Raw genomic sequence first — 17,330 nt, forward strand, 5'->3', positions numbered from 1 at the left:
GGCGACGGAAGTCGCTGGGTCCCGGCGTTCGCCGGGATGACGGGGCGGGGTGGATGGGGGCGTCTTCATGCTCACGCCGCCCGCTCCGGCGCCACGCGATCCTTCAGCCAGGCGTAGCCGTGCGCTTCCAGTTCCAGCGCCAGTTCCGGGCCGCCGCTTTCGGCGATGCGGCCGTCGGCCAGCACGTGCACCACGTCGGGCTTGATGTAGTCCAGCAGGCGCTGGTAGTGGGTGATGACCAGGAAGGCACGGTCGGGCGAGCGCAGCGCGTTGACGCCTTCGGCGACGTTCTTCAGCGCGTCGATGTCCAGGCCGCTGTCGGTTTCGTCCAGGATCGCCAGCTTCGGTTCCAGCACGGCCAGCTGGAAGATCTCGTTGCGCTTCTTCTCGCCGCCGGAAAAGCCCTCGTTGACGCCACGGTGCAACAGGTCGTCGCGCAGGTGCAGCACGGCCAGCTTCTCGCGCACCAGCTTGAGGAACTGCATGGAATCCAGTTCCGGCTCGCCGCGCGCCTTGCGCTGGGCGTTGAGCGCGGCGCGCAGGAAATAGGTGTTGTTGACGCCGGGAATCTCGACCGGGTACTGGAAGGCCAGGAACACGCCGGCGGCGGCGCGTTCTTCCGGCGCCAGGTCCAGCAACGGCCTGCCCTCGAACTCCACCGTGCCGGCGGTCACTTCGTAGCCGTCGCGGCCGGCCAGGATGTTGCCCAGCGTGGACTTGCCCGCGCCGTTGGGGCCCATGATGGCGTGCACTTCGCCGGGCTTCACGTCCAGCGAGAGGCCCTTGAGGATGTCCTTGCCGGCGACGCGGGCGTGGAGGTTTTCGATCTTGAGCATGTTCGTTTCCGTTGTGATCCTTCGAGCCCCTCTCCCGACGGGAGAGGGGTTGGGGTGAGGGTCCGGCGAAGTCCATGATGGTTCGGACGTCGCTGGTGCCTCCGTACCCTCATCCGGCGCTTCGCGCCACCCCCGACCAGAAGCACTTCGGGGGCAGGCTCTTCTCCCGGAGGGAGAAGGGAAAAAGCAGGTCAGCCCACCGAGCCTTCCAGCGACACTTCAAGCAGCTTCTTCGCTTCCACCGCGAATTCCATCGGCAGCTCGCGGAACACCTGCTTGCAGAAGCCGTCGACGATCATCGACACCGCGTCTTCCTGGCTGATGCCACGGGCGCGGCAGTAGAACATCTGGTCGTCGGAGATCTTCGAGGTGGTGGCTTCGTGTTCCAGCGTCGCGGTCGGGTTCTTGACCTCGATGTAGGGGAAGGTGTGCGCGCCGCACTGCTTGCCGATCAGCAGGCTGTCGCACTGGGTGTAGTTGCGCGCGCCGGCGGCGTTGCGGTCCACCTTGACCAGGCCGCGGTAGGTGTTCTGGCCGCGGCCGGCGCTGATACCCTTGCTGACGATCTTCGACTTGGTGTTCCTGCCGATGTGGATCATCTTGGTGCCGGTGTCGGCCTGCTGGCGGTGGTGGGTCAGCGCGACGGAGTGGAATTCGCCCACCGAGTCGTCGCCCAGCAGCACGCATGACGGGTATTTCCAGGTGATGGCCGAACCGGTCTCCACCTGCGTCCAGGTCACCTTGCTGCGGTCGCCGCGGCATTCGGCGCGCTTGGTGACGAAGTTGTAGATGCCGCCGCGGCCTTCCTCGTCGCCGGGGTACCAGTTCTGCACGGTGCTGTACTTGATCTCGGCGTCTTCCAGCGCCACCAGTTCGACGACCGCCGCGTGCAGCTGGTTCTCGTCGCGCATCGGCGCGGTGCAGCCTTCCAGGTAGGACACGTAGCTCTTGTCCTCGGCGATGATCAGGGTGCGCTCGAACTGGCCGGTATGGCCGGCGTTGATGCGGAAGTAGGTGCTCAGTTCCATCGGGCAGCGCACGCCCTTCGGGATGAACACGAAGCTGCCGTCGGAGAACACCGCCGAGTTCAGCGCGGCGAAGTAGTTGTCGCCGGTGGGCACCACGCTGCCCAGGTACTGCCTGACCAGGTCCGGGTATTCCTTGATCGCCTCGCTCATCGAGCAGAACACGATGCCCTTCTCGGCCAGTTCCTTGCGGAAGGTGGTGCCGACGGACACGGAATCGAACACCGCGTCCACCGCCACGCCGGCCAGCCTGGCGCGCTCGTGCAACGGCACGCCCAGCTTGTCGTAGGTGTCCAGCAGTTCCTGCGGCACTTCATCCAGCGAGGCGTACTTGGCCTTGGGCGCGCTGTAGTAGCTGATGGCCTGGAAGTCGATCGGCGCGATCCTCAGCTTGGCCCAGTGCGGCACCGGCATGGTCAGCCAGTGGCGGTAGGCGGCCAGGCGCCATTCGGTCATCCATTCCGGTTCCTCCTTCTTGGCGGACAGCGCGCGCACCACGTCCTCATCGAGGCCGGGCGGCAGCGAATCGGATTCGATGTCGGTGATGAAGCCGGCGTCGTAGCGACGTCCCAGCTGTTCCAGGATTTCAGCGTTTTCGGTGGCCATGGGGCTGCCTACGGGTCAACTCGCGGCGACATGCACGGCGATGGATCGCCGGTGCGTGTCGTCCGAGGAAGAAGGGGGAGGGGCGATCATCTGCGCCAGGGTGAAGCCGCGCAGGGCGTCGGCGACCACGTCGTTGATCAGCCGCCAGTTGGCGCGCGCGCCGCACTGGTGGGCGATGCCGCAATGGCTTTCGCTCTGGCTGCATTCGGTCATCGCCAGCGGCCCTTCCATGGCCTCGACGATCTCGACCAGGCTGATGTCGGCCGCATCGCGGCTCAGCCGGTAGCCGCCGTGCACGCCGCGCAGGCCTTCGACCAGCCCGGCCTGGGCCAGCGGCTTGAGCACCTTGCTGACCGTGGGCGGTTCCAGGCCCGAATGCTCGGCCAGGTCGGAGGCGCTGAGGATCTCACCCGGCCGTGCGGCGAGCACGGTCAGGACCACGGTGGCGTAGTCGGTGAGCTTGGTGACACGGAGCATGGCGGGGGAAGTCCAGAAAGCGTACCGAAATTGTACGCTTTTATCCCGGCCGTCTCAAACCGGCCGGGTCGGTCGTTCAGGCGGTTGACGGATGTCACCCCCGATCGCTGATGACCGGCACTGCAACCGGATATTCAACGGACGGCTCTTTCCATGGTGAGCGGGGCCGCCCAGCGGCCCGTCATTCGCCCGCCCCGGGCAATGGCGGCAGCACCAGCCCGAAGTAGGGCGCCGGCGGCGTCCTGCCGGGCGGCAGCGCGTCCGGAGCCGGCTGCCCAGCGGGGCCCAGCGAGTGCACGAAGCGGTAGATCGCGCGGCGGTCGTCCTCGGCCATGTCGCGCACGGCGAAGTCCGGCATGATCGGCCGGGTGCGCAGGTTGGCGCTGTATTCCAGCCACTGCGCCTCGGTGAGCGCCTGCATGCGCAGGCGCAGGTTGGTGGGGTAGGTGGTGCCCCAGGGGCCATGGAATCCCAGCCGCGAGCCCACCAGCCACTGCGCCTGGTCCACCTGGCCCTGCGCCTCGCCGTAGCCGGGCGTGTGACAGTCGTTGCAGCCGGCCACCCGGACCAGGTACTCGCCACGCGCGAGCAGGTCGGCGTCGGCCGCGGCGACCGGCGCCGGCGAAGCGGAGGCCGTGCCGGTCCCGGCCGAGGGCTGGCAGCCGGCCAGCGCCAGGACCAGGACAGTGACCGGATAGAGGGAATGCGTACGCATGGCGGATGTGCGGGAGTGGGAATTGGACTTTGAAACGCGGCGCCACGCAGGCACCGGCCAGGGGGAACAGGGGGCATTCAGGTCGCCGGGCTTGGGAAAGCCGGCCGACTAGGCGAGAATCCCGGTTCCACCTCCCGCGCCTGGACACTGCATGCCCCGCAAGATCGAAGCCCGCCAATCCGACATCCACGGCAACGGCGTGTTCGCCATCGCGCCGATCAAGAAGGGCGAGCGGGTGGTGGAATACAAGGGCAAGCGCCGCACGCACGACGAGGTGGATGCCGACGACACCGGCGACGTGGATTCCGGCCATACCTTCCTGTTCACGCTCAACGACGATTACGTCATCGACGCCAACCACAAGGGCAACAAGGCGCGCTGGATCAACCACAGCTGCGACCCGAACTGCGAAGCGGTCATCGAGGAACACGACGGCAAGAACCGCAAGAAGGACAAGGTGTTCATCGAGGCGATCCGCGACATCAAGCCGGGCGAGGAGCTGACCTACAACTACGGGATCACCCTGTCCGAGCCGCACACCGCCCGCCTGAAGAAGATATGGGCCTGCCGCTGCGGCAGCAGGAAGTGCACCGGCACGATGCTGCAGCCCAAGCGCTGAAGCCTTCCCCGCCGGCACGGATGCCGTCGGCTCCCAAAAGGTTGAAATGACCGAAGGCAGGTGTGGCGCCCGCGCATCCCCGTTACCGTGCGCGCACCCCGGACCACCACCTCCCGCCCTCATGCCCCTGTCCCGCCCGACCGCCCTGCTTGCGCTGGGCCTGCTCTGCGCCAACGCCCATGCCGTCGAGATCGACGGCCGCATCGATCCGGAGGAATGGGCCGGGGCGCAGCACATCACCGACTTCCGCAAGACCCAGCCGCTGTCGGGCGAGCCGGCGTCGCTGCCCACCGAGGCGTGGGTGCTGGCGACGCCCGAGGGCCTTGCCTTCGCCTTCCGCAATACCCAGCCGCCGGGCGTGCCGCGCACGCGGCAGAAGGTGCAGCGCGACTTCGACGAGCAGGTGGACCGCGTCAACGTGTTCGTCGATTTCGACGGCGACGGCCGCACCGGCTATGCCTTCACGGTCAGTTCCACCGGCGGCGTCGCCGACGAGATCATCACCAACGAGAACCAGTTCAGCAACGACTGGGACGGGCTGTGGCAGCACGCGGTCAGCGAGGACGAGCAGGGCTGGTCGGTGGAACTGCGGATCCCTTGGCACACCGCGCCGATGCGCGACGGCAAGGACGGCCAGCGCACGTTGAAGGTGTTCCTGGCCCGGGTGATCGGCTCGACCGGCGAGCGGTCGGCGTGGCCGCTGGCCAGCTTCGAGCGCCCGCGCTTCCTGTCCGACTTCGCGGCGATCACCGTGCCGCGGTACGACCAGTCGCTGTTGGCGGTCACGCCCTACGTCTCCGGGCTTTACGACAACGTCGGCGGCGGCAGCGACTTCAACGGCGGCGTGGACGTGTTCTGGAAGCCGCATGGCCGCTTCCAGCTGACCGCGACCCTCAACCCCGATTTCGGCCAGGTGGAAAGCGACGACCTGGTCGTCAACTTCAGCGCGACGGAGACCTTCGTCAGCGACAAGCGCCCGTTCTTCACCGAGAACCAGGGCATCTTCGAGCTGACCACGCCGTCGGACTTCAGCCAGCAGCTGTACACGCGGCGCGTGGGCAGCACCGGCGACATCACCGCCGCGGTCAAGTTCAACGGCAGCCTGGGCCAGGCGAACTACGGCGTATTCGCCGCGGACGAGGACGGCGCCGCCGGCCGTTCGTTCCAGGCGCTGCGGCTGGTGCGCGATTTCGACAAGCAGAACCTCGGCGCGATGCTGACGCGCGTGGACGATCCGTGGCGGGACCGCGAGGCCACCGTGCTGGGCGTGGACCACAACTGGCGGCCGACCGCGCGCTTGAACATCCGCAGCCGCCTGCTGGGCAGCCGCATCGATCAGGCCGGCGACAAGGTGCAGGACATCGGCGCGACCGTGTGGGCCGACTACGAGATGGACCGCGGCTGGCGCCAGCAGTGGATCGCCATGCACTTCGGCAACGACCTGCAGATCAACGACTTCGGCTATCTGTCGCGCAACAGCACCAACTACCTGCACTGGGAGGTGCGCAAGCGCTTCACCGACATGCCGGATGCCTCGCGCTATGCCTCGAAGGACTGGCGCTGGCGGGTCAGCAGCAGCCACAACAACCATGGCGAGAAGCTCAACGACCAGTTCCGGGTGAGCCGCGAAGGGCGCCTGCGCGACGGCAGCTACGAGTACGCGCAGATGAACGTCAACAGCGCCGGCATCAGCGACCTGCTGCTGCGCGGCAACGGCATCGTGCGCTTGCCGGCGAACGTCAACACCTATTTCGAGTACCAGCGCCCGCGCAAGGGCAACTGGGGCCACGAGACCGAACTGGAAGCCTTGACCGGCGGCCTGGCCGGCAACCGCAAGGTCGGCTTCGGCGCGGGCTACACCGCGACCTACTTCCTCAGCGACGCCTTCAGCCTGTATGGCGGCTTCTACGCCATCCACACGCCCGACTGGCTGGTATGGGAGCGGGAGAATCTCGCCGGCAGCTTCGAGCGCCGCGAAATGGACCTCAATGCCGGGCTGGACTGGGTGATCGACGCCCGCCACGAACTGCGGGTCAAGATGCAGGTGATCGCGCTGGACGCGCGCCTGCGCGATGCCTGGCGTTTCGACACGCAGGGGCATGCCGTGGCCACCGGCGAGCCGGTCGATGATTTCAGCGTGCGCAATCTCGGCTTCCAGGTGCGCTACCGCTACGAACTGGCGCCGTTGTCGTACCTGTACGTGGTGTACGCGCGCGGCGGCTACGAGCAACGGCCGACCAGCGACGGCGTCGACGACCTGCTGCGCGACAGTTTCCGCCTGCGCGACGACGAACAGCTGATGGTGAAGCTGAGCTACCGGTTCGAGATCTGAGACGATGCCGGATCGCTCCGCGGCGTGGCCGCGGGCGCGGTTTGCGGCGTGGGTGACGGGGGCGCGCCGTGCCGCCCCATGGATCACTCCCCGGTCGGCGACCCCAGCCGCAGCACGACCTGGCCATCCTCGACGCGAAGCGATTGCGCGGTGAGCTGGCCCGGCACCTGCGCCAGCTCTTCCTCGGTCAATTGGTACAGCGGCCGGTCGCGTGCGTAGTCCTGCATCAGGGCATTGACCACCCCGCGCGTGCCGGCATCCAGTCCGCCGCGCGACGACAGCGTCTGGAAATCCTGAAGTTGCGGATCGGCCAGGTGCAGCCCGCGCGTGGCCGGGTCGTAGCGCAATCCGCTGCTGACGGTGAACCGGCCGGTTTCCGCCGAGCGGGACGTCAGCAGTTCCACGTCGTAGTCCAACTCCAGCTGGACGCGTTCGCCGGGAACGGGAATGCGCACCTTCGGCTGGCTGAGCGACAGCGTGGCGAAACCTTCCAGCAGGTCGCGCTGCAAGGGAAATCCGCCTTCGGCCGCCGCCTGCAACTGCGCGGCATCGAAGCGCAACGTGGCGGGACCGTCTTCCTGCCCGAAGGCCAGCGCGGAAGCCGCCAGCAGGCCAGCGGACAGGCAGATGCGGGTGAAGAAGCGTGCGTTCATGGGGGGCCTCATTGCAGCCGGACGACGACGCGGCCGTCCTCGATGTCGGTGGCGCCGATCCGCTTGCCGGAGGGCAGGCGGTTCAGCACGTCGCTGTCGATGCGATAGACCGGCTCGTTGCGGGCGTATTCCACCAGCACGGTGTTGACCAGTTCGCGCGTGCCGCCGGACAGCAGCGAGCCCGCGCCCGGCACATCGACGGCGAGGATCTCGGGATTGTCCAGATGCAGCCCCTGCGTGGCCGGGTTGTAGCGCAGCCGGCTGGCCAGCGCGAAATGGCCGCGGCTGACATCGCGCGCGCCCAGCGCGCTGACGCCGATGTCGAAATCCAGCCGCAGGCGGTTGTCGCCGGAAGGGATGCTCAGGCGCGGATTGGTCAGCGTCGCGGAAACCAGCCCGCCCAGCTTGTCGAACTCGCGCGGGAAGCTGTGGTTGAGGTAGCGCTGCAACTGCGGCTGGGTGAAGTTGAGCTGGTTGCCCAGCAGCCCGGTGACGGTGTTGAGAGTTTCGCAGCCCGCCAGTGCGAAGGCGGTGCCTGCAGCCAGGGCGGCGATCAGGAAGCGGCGGCGTGTGCGCATGGAGGGCTCCGTGTGACGTCCGCGCACCTTAGCGGCCGTCGCCTGTCCGTTGGCTAACCGGGCGCGGCGGGGTGCCTTCCCCGAAACGCACCGCGACGATGTAGCGGTCGCACAGTCAGGGATCGCGGCGCCGGGCCGCCGCGGCTATGCGCGCGCCTGCGTGGCCAGGCGCAGGCCCAGCGCGACGAAGACGCCGCCGGTGATCCGGCGCTTCCAGCGCATCGTTCGCGGGCTGGCCGTCATGCGGCGGCCGACGCGGCCGACCAGCCAGGCCAGCGCCAGGCTGTTGCACAGACCGATCGCCGACAGGATCAGCCCCAGCAGCAGGAACTGCAGCGGCACCGCGCCGCGCGCAGGATCGACGAACTGCGGCAGGAAGGCCAGGAAGAACACCGCCACCTTGGGGTTGAGCACGCCGGTCAGTACCGAGCGCAGATAGACGTGGTGCGCGGGAAGGCGCGCGGCGGGTGCGGGTCCGGCCTGCACGGGGGAAGGGTCGCGTTCGCGCCAGGCCTTGATGCCCAGCCAGACCAGGTAGGCCGCGCCGGCGTACTTCACCACTTCGAAGGCCAGCGCCGAGGTGGCCAGCACGGCGGAGAGTCCCAGCCCGGCGGCCAGCGCGTGGATCAGCGTGGCGGTTTCCAATCCCACCGCGGCCTGTGCGCCGCGGCGGGTGCCGCCGGCGACGCTCTGCGCGACGATCCAGGCCGTGCCCGGTCCGGGAATCAGCACCAGCACGGTGGCCGCCGCGGTGTAGGCCAGCAAAGTGGTGGCGTCGAACATGGCGGGCGGTCCTGGTGGCGTTGACGGGTCAGCCGGCTTCCCGGCTGCGTTCCTTCAGTGTCTTGATGAACTCGCCCATGTGCGGCCGCAACGGGGCGAACAGGTCGTCGCTGTCCTTGCGATGGTCCAGCATCAGGCCGCCGAGCAGCTTGGTGCCGACGACCAGCGCGGCGCGTTCGTCGCCGCTGAAGCCGCGCTGGCGCTGCACGTTCTCGAGGATGCGCATCCAGTCGTCGTGGCAGCTGTGTTCGAACTCGATGGTGCAGCGGCCGTTGCACTGCAGGCCATCGGATTCGATGGGAGTGACGGTAATGCGATAGCGGTGGGTCTGATTGGACATGGCGGCGTGCGGTGGAACGCGTGGCGGAAGGGGCAGGACCAAGATAGGCCCCTCGCCGTGCCGGCACGAGGGCCGCCGCCGCGATGGAGTGTTCCGCGCGTCTCGCGGATTCAGCGGACGGACGGTGAATCCCGGTGGCGCAACAGCGGCAACGGGTCGTAGGCGCCCTGCGCGCCATAGATGCCGTAGTGCAGGTGGGGCGGGGTGCCGCGGGCGTTGCCGGTGGTCCCGACCATGCCCAGCGGATCGCCAGCCTGCACCACCTGGCCTTCGGCCAGGCCCGGGACCCAGTCGTCCAGATGCGCGTAGTAGTGGCGTTCGCGGCCCGGCCCCAGCACCCATACCTGCTTGCCGCCCAGCCCGCCTTCGCGTACCGACACCACCACGCCGCGCGTGGCGCTTGATACCAGCGTGCCGCGAGGGGCGAAGATGTCCACGCCCTGGTGCAGGCGGTCGCTGCCACGCGCGGCGCCGAAGGTGTCCGCGATCCGGCGCGCCTCGACCCCTTGCACGGGCACGGGCAGGGCGGTGGGCGGCGACGCGCGCGAGATGTCCCACAGCATGCGCGGCATGGCCATGAAGGGCTGCTTCCACGACCACATCGCGGCCAGCGCCAATGCCGCCAGGCAGGCCAGCGTGACCAGGATGCGGCGCAGCCGCCGTGCGGTGGACGCAGGCACGGTGCGGAATCAGCCCGCGCCGGCCTGCTGCGCCAACTGTTTCTCCAGTTGCGCCTTCAGGCCGTCGCCCAGCTTCAGCTGCTGCGCCAGTTCGTCCAGGTACGCGCGCTCCATGAAGTTCTGTTCGTCGGCCACCATCAGGCTGGCCAGGTACATCTCGGACGCGATCTCCGGCGTGGTGCCGGCGCGGGCGACTTCGGCCGGATCCAGCGGTTTCTCCAGTTCGGCGTGCAGCCAGCCCTGCAGCTCGGCATCGGCGCCGATGCGGGAGAACTCGCCTTCGATCGCCTGCCGCTCGCGCGCGTCGATGTGGCCATCGGCCTTCGCGGCGGCGACCAGCGCCTTCAGGATGGCCTGGCCGTGCAGTTCCGCCTGCGGCGGCAGGCGGTCCACGGTCTGCGGACCCGCCCCGGCGGCAAAACCGCCCTGTTGCTGCGTGTAGTCGTTGTAGGCACGGTAGGCCATCACGCCGAGCGCGGCAAGGCCGCCGTAGGTGGCCAGCTTGCGCGTGGTCTTGTTCTTCCCCAGCAGCAGGCCCAGCGCGCCGCCGGCCACCGCGCCCTTGCCGAAGTCCGCGTTGAGCAGTCCGCCGAGCCCGCCGGCGGAACCGCCGCCCTGCGGGGATTTCAGCAGATGGTCGAGGAAACCCTGGATCTTCATGCGATGCACGCCTTCGGTGGGAAGTGACATGGGCAGAACTGCGGACGGCCGCGATGGATCGCAAGGATGACCGATGGCATGTTGGGTTCCGGTAGAGCCGAGCGAGCCCTGTTTCCCGGCATCTGGCCGAAGCGCTTCATGGGTTGGGGGCGGGATTCGGGCGCGTTGCGACGCGCTCGTATCCAACGGCGCCCCCGTGCCGCGGGGCGCCCCCCAAAAAGAATCGGGACGGCATGGCCGTCCCGATCCGGTGGAACCTGGATGTCGTGGCGATCAGGCCGCGGCGTCCTTCAGCTTCTTCAGCGGACGCACCTTCACCTTCACCGAGGCGGGCTTGGCGGCGAACCACTGTTCTTCCTTGGTGAACGGGTTGATGCCCTTGCGCTTCGGCTTGGCCGGCACGTTGACGGCGGTGATCTTCAGCAGGCCCGGCAGGGTGAAGGCGCCGGCGCCCTTCTTGTTGATGGAGGCATGCACGGCGCTTTCCAGCGAGGCCAGCACGGCGCGGACGTCCTTGGCGGCCACGGCGGTAGCTTCGGCGATGTGGGCGACGAGGCCCGACTTGCTCAGCGCTTCCTTGATCGGCTTCGGCGCGGCCGGCTTGGCGGCGGCCTTCGGTGCGGCTTTCTTGGCGGCCTTTTTCGGCGCGGCCTTCTTGGTGCTCTTTGCCATAGTGTCCTGTCTCTACAGTCGGTAGGTTGGGTAATCGGGCCGATCGCGTCGGCAAGCGAAATGTAGGGCAAAGGGATCGCGCCGCCAAGAGCAAACAGGCCTGCAAACCTGCTTTTTTTCGCTTTTTTTCGTTTTTTGTGCCATCGCGGCCCGCGAATGCCGCCTGCGCGTGTCGGAAATGCCCCTGCCGGGCCCGGCGACGCGCGGTTCCGGATCGCGCCCGCGCGCGGCCATCCGCATGCTGGAGCGCTCTCCGGGACGACGCCGACGGCAGCGAAGAATCGTGCGGAGGACCAGTATTCCCATTATCGCGGCGTCAATCCTCCTCGTGCCCGGGCTTGTAGCTCTCCACCAGCTTCTGCTGCAGGTTGGGCGGCACCGGTTCGTAGTGGCTGAAATCCAGGCTGTAGCGGCCCTGTCCCGCGGTCATCGACTTGAGCTCGGCGGCATAGCCGTCCAGTTCGGCCAGCGGCACCTGCGCCTTGACCACGATCTCGCTGCGCACCGCGTCGGTGCCGTTGATGCGGGCGCGCTTGCTGGACAGCCCGCCGGTGATGTCGCCTACTTGCGCCTCGGGCACGCTGACTTCCAGGTCCACCACCGGTTCCAGCACCTGCGGGCGCGCCTTGGCGATGGCGTCCAGGAACGCCTTCCTGCCGGCCGCGACGAACGCCACTTCCTTGCTGTCGACCGGGTGGTGCTTGCCGTCGTAGACCGTCACCCGCACGTCCTGGATCGGATAGCCGGCGATGGCGCCGCCGCTGAGCACCTGGCGCACGCCTTTCTCCACCGCCGGCATGAACTGGCCGGGAATGGTGCCGCCCTTCACCTCGTCGACGAACTCGAAGCCGCCGCCGCGCGGCAGAGGTTCGATGCGCAGGAACACCTCGCCGAACTGCCCCGCGCCGCCGGTCTGTTTCTTGTGGCGATGGTGGCCCTCGGCCCTGGCGCTGACGGTTTCGCGATAGGCGATGCGCGGCGGCCGCGTCTTCACCTCCACGCCATGGCGTTCCTTCAACCGTTCCAGCATCACCCGCAGGTGCAGGTCGGACAGGCCGCGGATGACCGTCTCGTTCAATTCGGGCTGGTGTTCGACCACGAAGGCCGGGTCCTCCTCGGCCAGCTTCTGCAGCGCGATGGACAGTTTCTGCTCCTGGCCCTTGCTGGCGGCCTCGATGGCCAGGCCGAACATCGGCCTGGGGAAATCGACCGGCGCCAGGTGGATCTGGTCCTCGTCGTGGCTGTCGTGCAGCACGGCATCGAAGTGCAGGTCGTCCACCTTGGCCACCGCGGCGATGTCGCCGGGGATGGCCTGCTCCACTTCCACGTGGTCCTTGCCCCTGAGCTTGAACAGGTGGCCGACCTTGAACGGCTTCTTGCCGTCGTCGACGAACAGTTGCGTGTCCTTCTTCAGCGTGCCCTGGTAGACGCGGAAGATGCCCAGCTTGCCGACGAAGGGATCGTTGACGATCTTGAAGACGTCGGCGATGACGTGCTTGTCCGGATCGGGCATGGCCTCGATGGGCTGCGCGCCGGCGCCATTGCCCTTGACGAACGGTGGCGGGTTGGCCTCGGCGGGATTGGGGAACAGGCGTTCGGCCACGTCCAGCAGTTCCTTCACCCCGACGCCGGTGCGCGCGGAGGCGAAACAGACCGGCACCAGGTGGCCTTCGCGCAGGCACTGCTCGAAGGCGTCGTGCAGTTCGTCGCCGGACAGGCCGCCTTCGCCCAGGTCCAGGTAGTGTTCCATCACGGTCTCGTTGATCTCGACCACCTGGTCGATGATCTTCTGGTGCCAGTCGGCCACCGGCCCCAGGTCGGAATCGCCCGAAGACCGCCCGAAGCAGTCGATCACCGCCTTGCCGCCCTCGGCGGGCAGGTTGAGCGGCAGCACTTCCGGGCCGAACTCCTCGCGCAGCGCGGCCAGCACGCCGGCGCTGTCGGCGCCTTCGTGGTCGATCTTGTTGACGACGATGGCGCGGCAGAGGTTGCGTTCGCGCGCGCGTTCCATCAGCCGGCGGGTGCCGTGCGCCACGCCGGCGTCGGCATCGACGACGATCAATGCCGTTTCCACCGCGGAGAACGCCGACAGCGCGGGGCCGCGGAATTCCGGGTAGCCCGGCGTGTCGATCAGGTTGACGTGCATGCCGCCGTGGTCGGTGCTGGCGATGGCGGTGTCGATGGAGTGCCCGCGGGCCTTCTCGATCGGGTCGTGGTCGGACACGGTGGTGCCGCGTTCGATGGTGCCTGCCACCTGGAGGGCGCCGCCGGCATGCAGCAGGGCTTCGAACAACGTTGTTTTGCCGGCGCCGGGGTGGCCCGCCAGGGCCACGTTGCGGATCTGTTGCGTGCTGTACGACATGAGGCCGTTTCTCCCGTGTCTATGGAGAGTCCGGCCGGGGACGGCCGGGCCTTTGCGGAGGAATCCGCGGATGTCGTCATGGCTGTCCGGCGGAGCGCATCCCGTGAGCGTGGCGCTCGGCGGGCGGTCATGGCGGGCGGCCAGCATCGGTGCATGGGCAAGGGGGGTCAAGTCGCAGTGCGGAACGCGGCGTGAACATCCGCCGGTGTACGCTGCGCATCCCCCTGACCCGAGGACGACAGCCATGGCTTTGAAACGTTATGCGGATGCGGTGTGGAACGGCGACCTGCAGGCCGGCAAGGGCAGCCTGAGCACGCCGCAGAGCGGCCTGTTCGAGGCGCAGAACTATTCCTTCAAGACGCGCTTCGGCGACGAGAAGGGCACCAACCCGGAGGAACTGCTGGCGGTGGCGCATGCGGGCTGTTTCAGCATGGCGCTGTCGGCGGTGCTGGGCAAGGCCGGCTTCACGCCCGACAAGATCCAGACCCGCGCCGAAGCGACGATGGAGCCGGGCATGGATCCGGGCCCGACCGTCACCGGCATCAAGCTGACCGTATCGGCCAGCGTGCCGGGCATCAGTGCGGCGCAGTTCGAGGAAATCGCCCAGCAGGCCAAGGCCGGCTGCGTGATTTCGCGCGCGCTGTCGGTGCCGGTGACATTGGAAGCCACGCTGCTTTGATCCGGCGCACGGCGTGCCGGCGTCGCGGGACGGAATGCGCGTGAGCCGCTTCCGTTCCGCATTGCTGGTGCACGGCGCCGGCGGCGGTGGCTGGGAATGGAACCTGTGGCGCGATGTCTTCGCATCGTCCGGCATGGCGGTGGCCGCGCCCGACCTCGAGCCCATCGCCGACGGGTTGGCCGCCACGCGGTTCGGCGACTACCAGCGGCAGGCGCGGGACGCGCTGGAGGCCTTGCCGCGTCCGCGTGCCGTGGTGGGCGCCAGCCTGGGCGGCCTGCTGGCGATGCGCGTGGCGGAAGACGCCGATGCGCTGGTGCTGGCGAATCCGTTGCCGCCCGCGCCGTGGCATCGCGATCTGCCTGCCCGCGAGTGGCCCGGCGTCGTGCCCTGGCGGCGCGACGCACGCCTGTCCTCCACGCATCGCGCATTGTCGGACTCGGACGAAGCGACCGCGCTGTTCGCGTTCCGCCGCTGGCGCGACGAATCCGGCGCGGTCCTGCGCGAGGCGTACGCAGGGTTGGCCATCGAGCGTCCCGCGTGCCCGGTGTTGTTCGTGCTGTCGCGACGGGACGAGGACATCCCGGTGGCGATCCCGCGGGCGATGGCGGCGGCATGGAGCGCGGATGTGCTGGAAACGCCTTCCGGCAGCCATGTCGGACCGTTGCTGGGACGCCATGCGGCGGGCGTGGCGACGCAAACTGTCGCATGGCTAAACGGCGCCCGGCCGACGAGCTGAGTTCAGCCGTTTTTCACCCATCCGGCCGGAGCATGCGACTGCGCCGATCCGGCGCTGGGGAGTCCCGGCATGAAGCGTGTTTCCGCCACCTTGCTGGCCATGGGACTGCTGGCATCGGGCGTCGCGTCGGCGCAGTCCACGCGCCACTACGGAACCGACGAACGCGACGCGTACGGCCCGCATTACGACTATGCGCGCGTGGTGCGCGTGGATCCGGTGATCGACGATGGCTACCGTGGCACCGCCCGGCAGAACTGCTATTACCGGGAAGCCGACGACGTCTACGCGCGCGACGGCTACCGCGATGACGGTTACCGTTATCCGGATGATTACCGTGGCGAGGGTTACGGCGACCGCCGCTATCCCGGTACAGGCAGCGAATCGGGCCGTACCGTCGCCACCGTGATCGGCGGCATCGCTGGCGCGGTGCTGGGCAGCAAGGTCGGCGATGGCAGCGGGCGCTACGTGGGCACCGCGGTCGGTTCGATGGTCGGCGGCATGGCCGGTCGTTCCATCTACGACAGCGCGCAGCGCGACCGGCAGGCGCAGCGTGGCCGCGTACGCGTCTGCGATCCGGTGCCGGCCGGCGATCGCGGCTACGGTGGCGATTACTACGGCGATGGCCGCGTCAGCGGCTACGACGTCACCTACGAATACGGCAACCGCACCTACCACACCCGCACCGACCACCATCCGGGCGACCGCATCCGCGTGCGCGTGGACGTGCGTCCGGAGTGATGCCGTACTGGCCTGAAACTTTCGCTTTTGCAGGCACATCGTCGAAAGACGGGGGGATCCTGCCGCAACCGAGGGGCCGCAAGGCCCCTCTTTTCCGTGCCGGGTTGCCCTGCCGTGGCCCACCCCGCATAGTCGCGCCGATCAACGACTCGGGAGCAGGGCATGCGGTGTCTGGCGTGGGGAATCGGGTGCGTACTGGGACTGGCGGGCGCGGCGCATGCGCAGGTACAGGTGCTGACGGCGGCGCGCGTGCATACGTCCGATCCGTCGCGGCCGGTGGCGGGGGCCTTCGCGTGGGATGAAAACGGTCGCGTGCTTGCCATCGGGGATGCCGACGACCTGCTGGCCCGCTATCCCGATGCCGAGCGCATCGATGCCGCCGGCAAGACCGTCATCCCCGGCCTGATCGACGCGCACGGCCACCTGATGGGCCTGGGTTACGCCCTGATGCATGCCGACCTGGTGGACGCGCGCGACAAGGCCGAGGTGATCGCGCGCCTGCGCGAGTACGAGAAGCAACTGCCTGCCGACGCCTGGCTGCTGGGCAGCGGCTGGGACCAGAACGACTGGCCGGAGAAGGACTTCCCCACGGCCGCCGATCTGGACGCCGCGTTCCCCGACCGTCCGGTCTGGCTGGAACGCGTGGACGGCCATGCCGGCTGGGCCAATTCCGCCGCCTTGCGCGCCGCTTCGGCGAAATCCGCTCGCCCGCTGGATGGCGACTGGCAGCCCGACGGCGGCCGCATCGAGCGCATCGATGGTCAACCCAGCGGCGTGTTCGTGGATGCGGCCATGGCGCTGGTGCATGCCGTCGTCCCGGCGCCGGACGAGACCTATCGCCGCCAGGCGCTGGAGAAGGCCTTGCAGGCGGCCGTGCGCAACGGGTTGACCGGCGTGCACGACATGGGCGTGTCGCGCGGGGACCTGGCGCTGATGCGGCGATTGGCGGACGAAGGCGCGCTGCCGCTGCGCGTGGATGCCTACGCCGATGGCGACGGCGCTGCGTTGGCCGACCTGTGCGCGCAGGGGCCCTACCGTCACGAAAGCGGGCGTCTTTCGATGCGCGGCGTGAAGCTGTATGTCGATGGCGCGCTGGGCAGCCGCGGCGCGGCGCTGCTGGAAGACTACAGCGACGATCCCGGCAACCGCGGCCTGCTGGTCACCGAACCGGCGGCATTGGAGGCGGCCATCCGCAAGGCGCACGGCTGCGGCGTGCAGGTCGCCACGCACGCCATCGGCGACCGTGGCAATCGCTTGGTGCTGGATACCTATGCGCGCGTGCTGGGCGAGGGGGCCGGACAAGACCATCGCTGGCGCATCGAACACGCGCAGGTGGTCGCGCCGGAGGAAATGCCGCGCTTCGCCGCGCTGGGCGTGATCGCTTCGATGCAGCCCACCCATGCCACGTCCGACATGCCGTGGGCGCAGGATCGCCTGGGGCCGGTGCGCATCACCGGCGCGTACGCCTGGCAGCGCCTGCGCGACAGCGGCGCGAAGCTGGCACTGGGTTCCGACTTCCCGGTCGAATCCGTCGATCCGCGCCGCGGCTTGTACGCGGCCGTGACGCGGCAGGATGCTGCCGGCCATCCGGAAGCGGGCTGGATGCCGGACCAGCGCCTCAGCGCCGCCGACGCGCTGCGCGGTTTCACCGCCGATGCGGCTTGGGCCGCGCACGACGAGAACGACGTGGGCCGCCTGGCGCCCGGCCTGCGTGCCGATTTCGTGGTGCTGGAGGAGGACCCGCTGGCGGTGCCGGGCGAGCAACTCGACGACCTGCACATTCGCTCGACGTGGGTAGACGGCAAGCCTGTCTACGAAGCGGAATAGAAACCCTCTGGC

The 17,330-nt window shown here is 68.6% G+C and carries 18 protein-coding genes; 6 read left to right on the forward strand and 12 right to left on the reverse strand.

Translation table 11 applies throughout. The features are described 5' to 3' along the window. Positions 1–71: 71 nt before the first annotated feature. The 4 genes from sufC to AAD027_RS04790 form a co-directional block, all read right to left on the reverse strand. A complete protein-coding gene (gene sufC, locus AAD027_RS04775) occupies positions 72–836 on the reverse strand; it encodes a Fe-S cluster assembly ATPase SufC (protein ID WP_341724879.1) in 765 nt (254 codons plus the stop codon). Positions 837–1,027: 191 nt separating this feature from the next. Beyond that, positions 1,028–2,467 (reverse strand): Fe-S cluster assembly protein SufB, encoded by a 1,440-nt coding sequence (gene sufB / locus AAD027_RS04780; RefSeq protein WP_341724880.1) that lies wholly within the window; start codon positions 2,465–2,467, stop codon positions 1,028–1,030. Positions 2,468–2,482: 15 nt separating this feature from the next. Next, positions 2,483–2,944, reverse strand: a complete 462-nt coding sequence (locus tag AAD027_RS04785) for an SUF system Fe-S cluster assembly regulator (RefSeq protein WP_341724881.1) — start codon at positions 2,942–2,944, stop codon at positions 2,483–2,485. 181 nt (positions 2,945–3,125) lie between these two features. Beyond that, entirely contained in the window at positions 3,126–3,659 is a 534-nt protein-coding gene (locus AAD027_RS04790; RefSeq protein WP_341724882.1) for a cytochrome C, read from the reverse strand. A gap of 151 nt (positions 3,660–3,810) precedes the next feature. On the opposite strand from AAD027_RS04790, the gene AAD027_RS04795 reads away from it, so the two are divergent. Both AAD027_RS04795 and AAD027_RS04800 read left to right on the forward strand, forming a co-directional pair. Next, complete coding sequence (locus AAD027_RS04795; RefSeq protein WP_341724883.1) at positions 3,811–4,278, forward strand: SET domain-containing protein; 468 nt, start codon at positions 3,811–3,813, stop codon at positions 4,276–4,278. Positions 4,279–4,399: 121 nt separating this feature from the next. Beyond that, complete coding sequence (locus tag AAD027_RS04800; RefSeq protein WP_341724884.1) at positions 4,400–6,610, forward strand: DUF5916 domain-containing protein; 2,211 nt, start codon at positions 4,400–4,402, stop codon at positions 6,608–6,610. Between the two features lie 83 nt (positions 6,611–6,693). Here AAD027_RS04800 and AAD027_RS04805 read toward each other — a convergent pair whose 3' ends face one another. The 8 genes from AAD027_RS04805 to fusA form a co-directional block, all read right to left on the reverse strand. After that, positions 6,694–7,263, reverse strand: coding sequence for a DUF1439 domain-containing protein (locus AAD027_RS04805; RefSeq protein WP_341724885.1), 570 nt, complete (start codon positions 7,261–7,263; stop codon positions 6,694–6,696). An 8-nt stretch (positions 7,264–7,271) separates the two neighbouring features. Then, positions 7,272–7,841, reverse strand: coding sequence for a DUF1439 domain-containing protein (locus AAD027_RS04810; RefSeq protein ID WP_341724886.1), 570 nt, complete (start codon positions 7,839–7,841; stop codon positions 7,272–7,274). A gap of 144 nt (positions 7,842–7,985) precedes the next feature. Further along, positions 7,986–8,624, reverse strand: a complete 639-nt coding sequence (locus AAD027_RS04815) for a LysE family translocator (RefSeq protein WP_341724887.1) — start codon at positions 8,622–8,624, stop codon at positions 7,986–7,988. A gap of 28 nt (positions 8,625–8,652) precedes the next feature. Next, the gene (locus AAD027_RS04820) at positions 8,653–8,964 is read right to left on the reverse strand and encodes a DUF3861 domain-containing protein (protein WP_341724888.1); all 312 of its coding nucleotides are present in this window, start codon (positions 8,962–8,964) and stop codon (positions 8,653–8,655) included. Between the two features lie 110 nt (positions 8,965–9,074). After that, positions 9,075–9,644, reverse strand: a complete 570-nt coding sequence (locus tag AAD027_RS04825) for a M23 family metallopeptidase (RefSeq protein ID WP_341724889.1) — start codon at positions 9,642–9,644, stop codon at positions 9,075–9,077. Between the two features lie 9 nt (positions 9,645–9,653). After that, positions 9,654–10,334 (reverse strand): tellurite resistance TerB family protein, encoded by a 681-nt coding sequence (locus AAD027_RS04830; RefSeq protein ID WP_341724890.1) that lies wholly within the window; start codon positions 10,332–10,334, stop codon positions 9,654–9,656. Positions 10,335–10,577: 243 nt separating this feature from the next. Further along, positions 10,578–10,976 (reverse strand): HU family DNA-binding protein, encoded by a 399-nt coding sequence (locus AAD027_RS04835; protein ID WP_162109645.1) that lies wholly within the window; start codon positions 10,974–10,976, stop codon positions 10,578–10,580. A gap of 316 nt (positions 10,977–11,292) precedes the next feature. Beyond that, complete coding sequence (gene fusA, locus AAD027_RS04840; RefSeq protein WP_341724891.1) at positions 11,293–13,338, reverse strand: elongation factor G; 2,046 nt, start codon at positions 13,336–13,338, stop codon at positions 11,293–11,295. 244 nt (positions 13,339–13,582) lie between these two features. On the opposite strand from fusA, the gene AAD027_RS04845 reads away from it, so the two are divergent. The 4 genes from AAD027_RS04845 (at position 13,583) to AAD027_RS04860 (ending at position 17,318) form a co-directional block, all read left to right on the forward strand. Continuing rightward, positions 13,583–14,017, forward strand: coding sequence for an OsmC family protein (locus tag AAD027_RS04845; protein ID WP_341724892.1), 435 nt, complete (start codon positions 13,583–13,585; stop codon positions 14,015–14,017). Between the two features lie 40 nt (positions 14,018–14,057). Continuing rightward, positions 14,058–14,753: an alpha/beta hydrolase gene (locus AAD027_RS04850; protein ID WP_341724893.1), complete on the forward strand. Its 696-nt coding sequence runs from the start codon at positions 14,058–14,060 to the stop codon at positions 14,751–14,753. Between the two features lie 69 nt (positions 14,754–14,822). After that, positions 14,823–15,491, forward strand: a complete 669-nt coding sequence (locus AAD027_RS04855) for a glycine zipper 2TM domain-containing protein (RefSeq protein WP_341724894.1) — start codon at positions 14,823–14,825, stop codon at positions 15,489–15,491. A gap of 162 nt (positions 15,492–15,653) precedes the next feature. After that, a complete protein-coding gene (locus AAD027_RS04860) occupies positions 15,654–17,318 on the forward strand; it encodes an amidohydrolase (RefSeq protein ID WP_341724895.1) in 1,665 nt (554 codons plus the stop codon). Positions 17,319–17,330: the final 12 nt, after the last annotated feature.

Origin of the sequence: Pseudoxanthomonas putridarboris (assembly GCF_038321125.1) — a bacterium.
In the GTDB taxonomy this organism is placed as follows: domain Bacteria; phylum Pseudomonadota; class Gammaproteobacteria; order Xanthomonadales; family Xanthomonadaceae; genus Pseudoxanthomonas_A; species Pseudoxanthomonas_A putridarboris.

What these genes read in the sequence shown, in the direction of transcription:
- sufC (WP_341724879.1), bottom strand. Translation starts at nt 836, where the DNA reads ATGCTCAAGATCGAAAACCTCCACGCCCGCGTCGCCGGCAAGGACATC.
- sufB (WP_341724880.1), bottom strand. Translation starts at nt 2,467, where the DNA reads ATGGCCACCGAAAACGCTGAAATCCTGGAACAGCTGGGACGTCGCTAC.
- AAD027_RS04785 (WP_341724881.1), bottom strand. Translation starts at nt 2,944, where the DNA reads ATGCTCCGTGTCACCAAGCTCACCGACTACGCCACCGTGGTCCTGACC.
- AAD027_RS04790 (WP_341724882.1), bottom strand. Translation starts at nt 3,659, where the DNA reads ATGCGTACGCATTCCCTCTATCCGGTCACTGTCCTGGTCCTGGCGCTG.
- AAD027_RS04795 (WP_341724883.1), top strand. Translation starts at nt 3,811, where the DNA reads ATGCCCCGCAAGATCGAAGCCCGCCAATCCGACATCCACGGCAACGGC.
- AAD027_RS04800 (WP_341724884.1), top strand. Translation starts at nt 4,400, where the DNA reads ATGCCCCTGTCCCGCCCGACCGCCCTGCTTGCGCTGGGCCTGCTCTGC.
- AAD027_RS04805 (WP_341724885.1), bottom strand. Translation starts at nt 7,263, where the DNA reads ATGAACGCACGCTTCTTCACCCGCATCTGCCTGTCCGCTGGCCTGCTG.
- AAD027_RS04810 (WP_341724886.1), bottom strand. Translation starts at nt 7,841, where the DNA reads ATGCGCACACGCCGCCGCTTCCTGATCGCCGCCCTGGCTGCAGGCACC.
- AAD027_RS04815 (WP_341724887.1), bottom strand. Translation starts at nt 8,624, where the DNA reads ATGTTCGACGCCACCACTTTGCTGGCCTACACCGCGGCGGCCACCGTG.
- AAD027_RS04820 (WP_341724888.1), bottom strand. Translation starts at nt 8,964, where the DNA reads ATGTCCAATCAGACCCACCGCTATCGCATTACCGTCACTCCCATCGAA.
- AAD027_RS04830 (WP_341724890.1), bottom strand. Translation starts at nt 10,334, where the DNA reads ATGTCACTTCCCACCGAAGGCGTGCATCGCATGAAGATCCAGGGTTTC.
- AAD027_RS04835 (WP_162109645.1), bottom strand. Translation starts at nt 10,976, where the DNA reads ATGGCAAAGAGCACCAAGAAGGCCGCGCCGAAAAAGGCCGCCAAGAAA.
- fusA (WP_341724891.1), bottom strand. Translation starts at nt 13,338, where the DNA reads ATGTCGTACAGCACGCAACAGATCCGCAACGTGGCCCTGGCGGGCCAC.
- AAD027_RS04845 (WP_341724892.1), top strand. Translation starts at nt 13,583, where the DNA reads ATGGCTTTGAAACGTTATGCGGATGCGGTGTGGAACGGCGACCTGCAG.
- AAD027_RS04855 (WP_341724894.1), top strand. Translation starts at nt 14,823, where the DNA reads ATGAAGCGTGTTTCCGCCACCTTGCTGGCCATGGGACTGCTGGCATCG.
- AAD027_RS04860 (WP_341724895.1), top strand. Translation starts at nt 15,654, where the DNA reads ATGCGGTGTCTGGCGTGGGGAATCGGGTGCGTACTGGGACTGGCGGGC.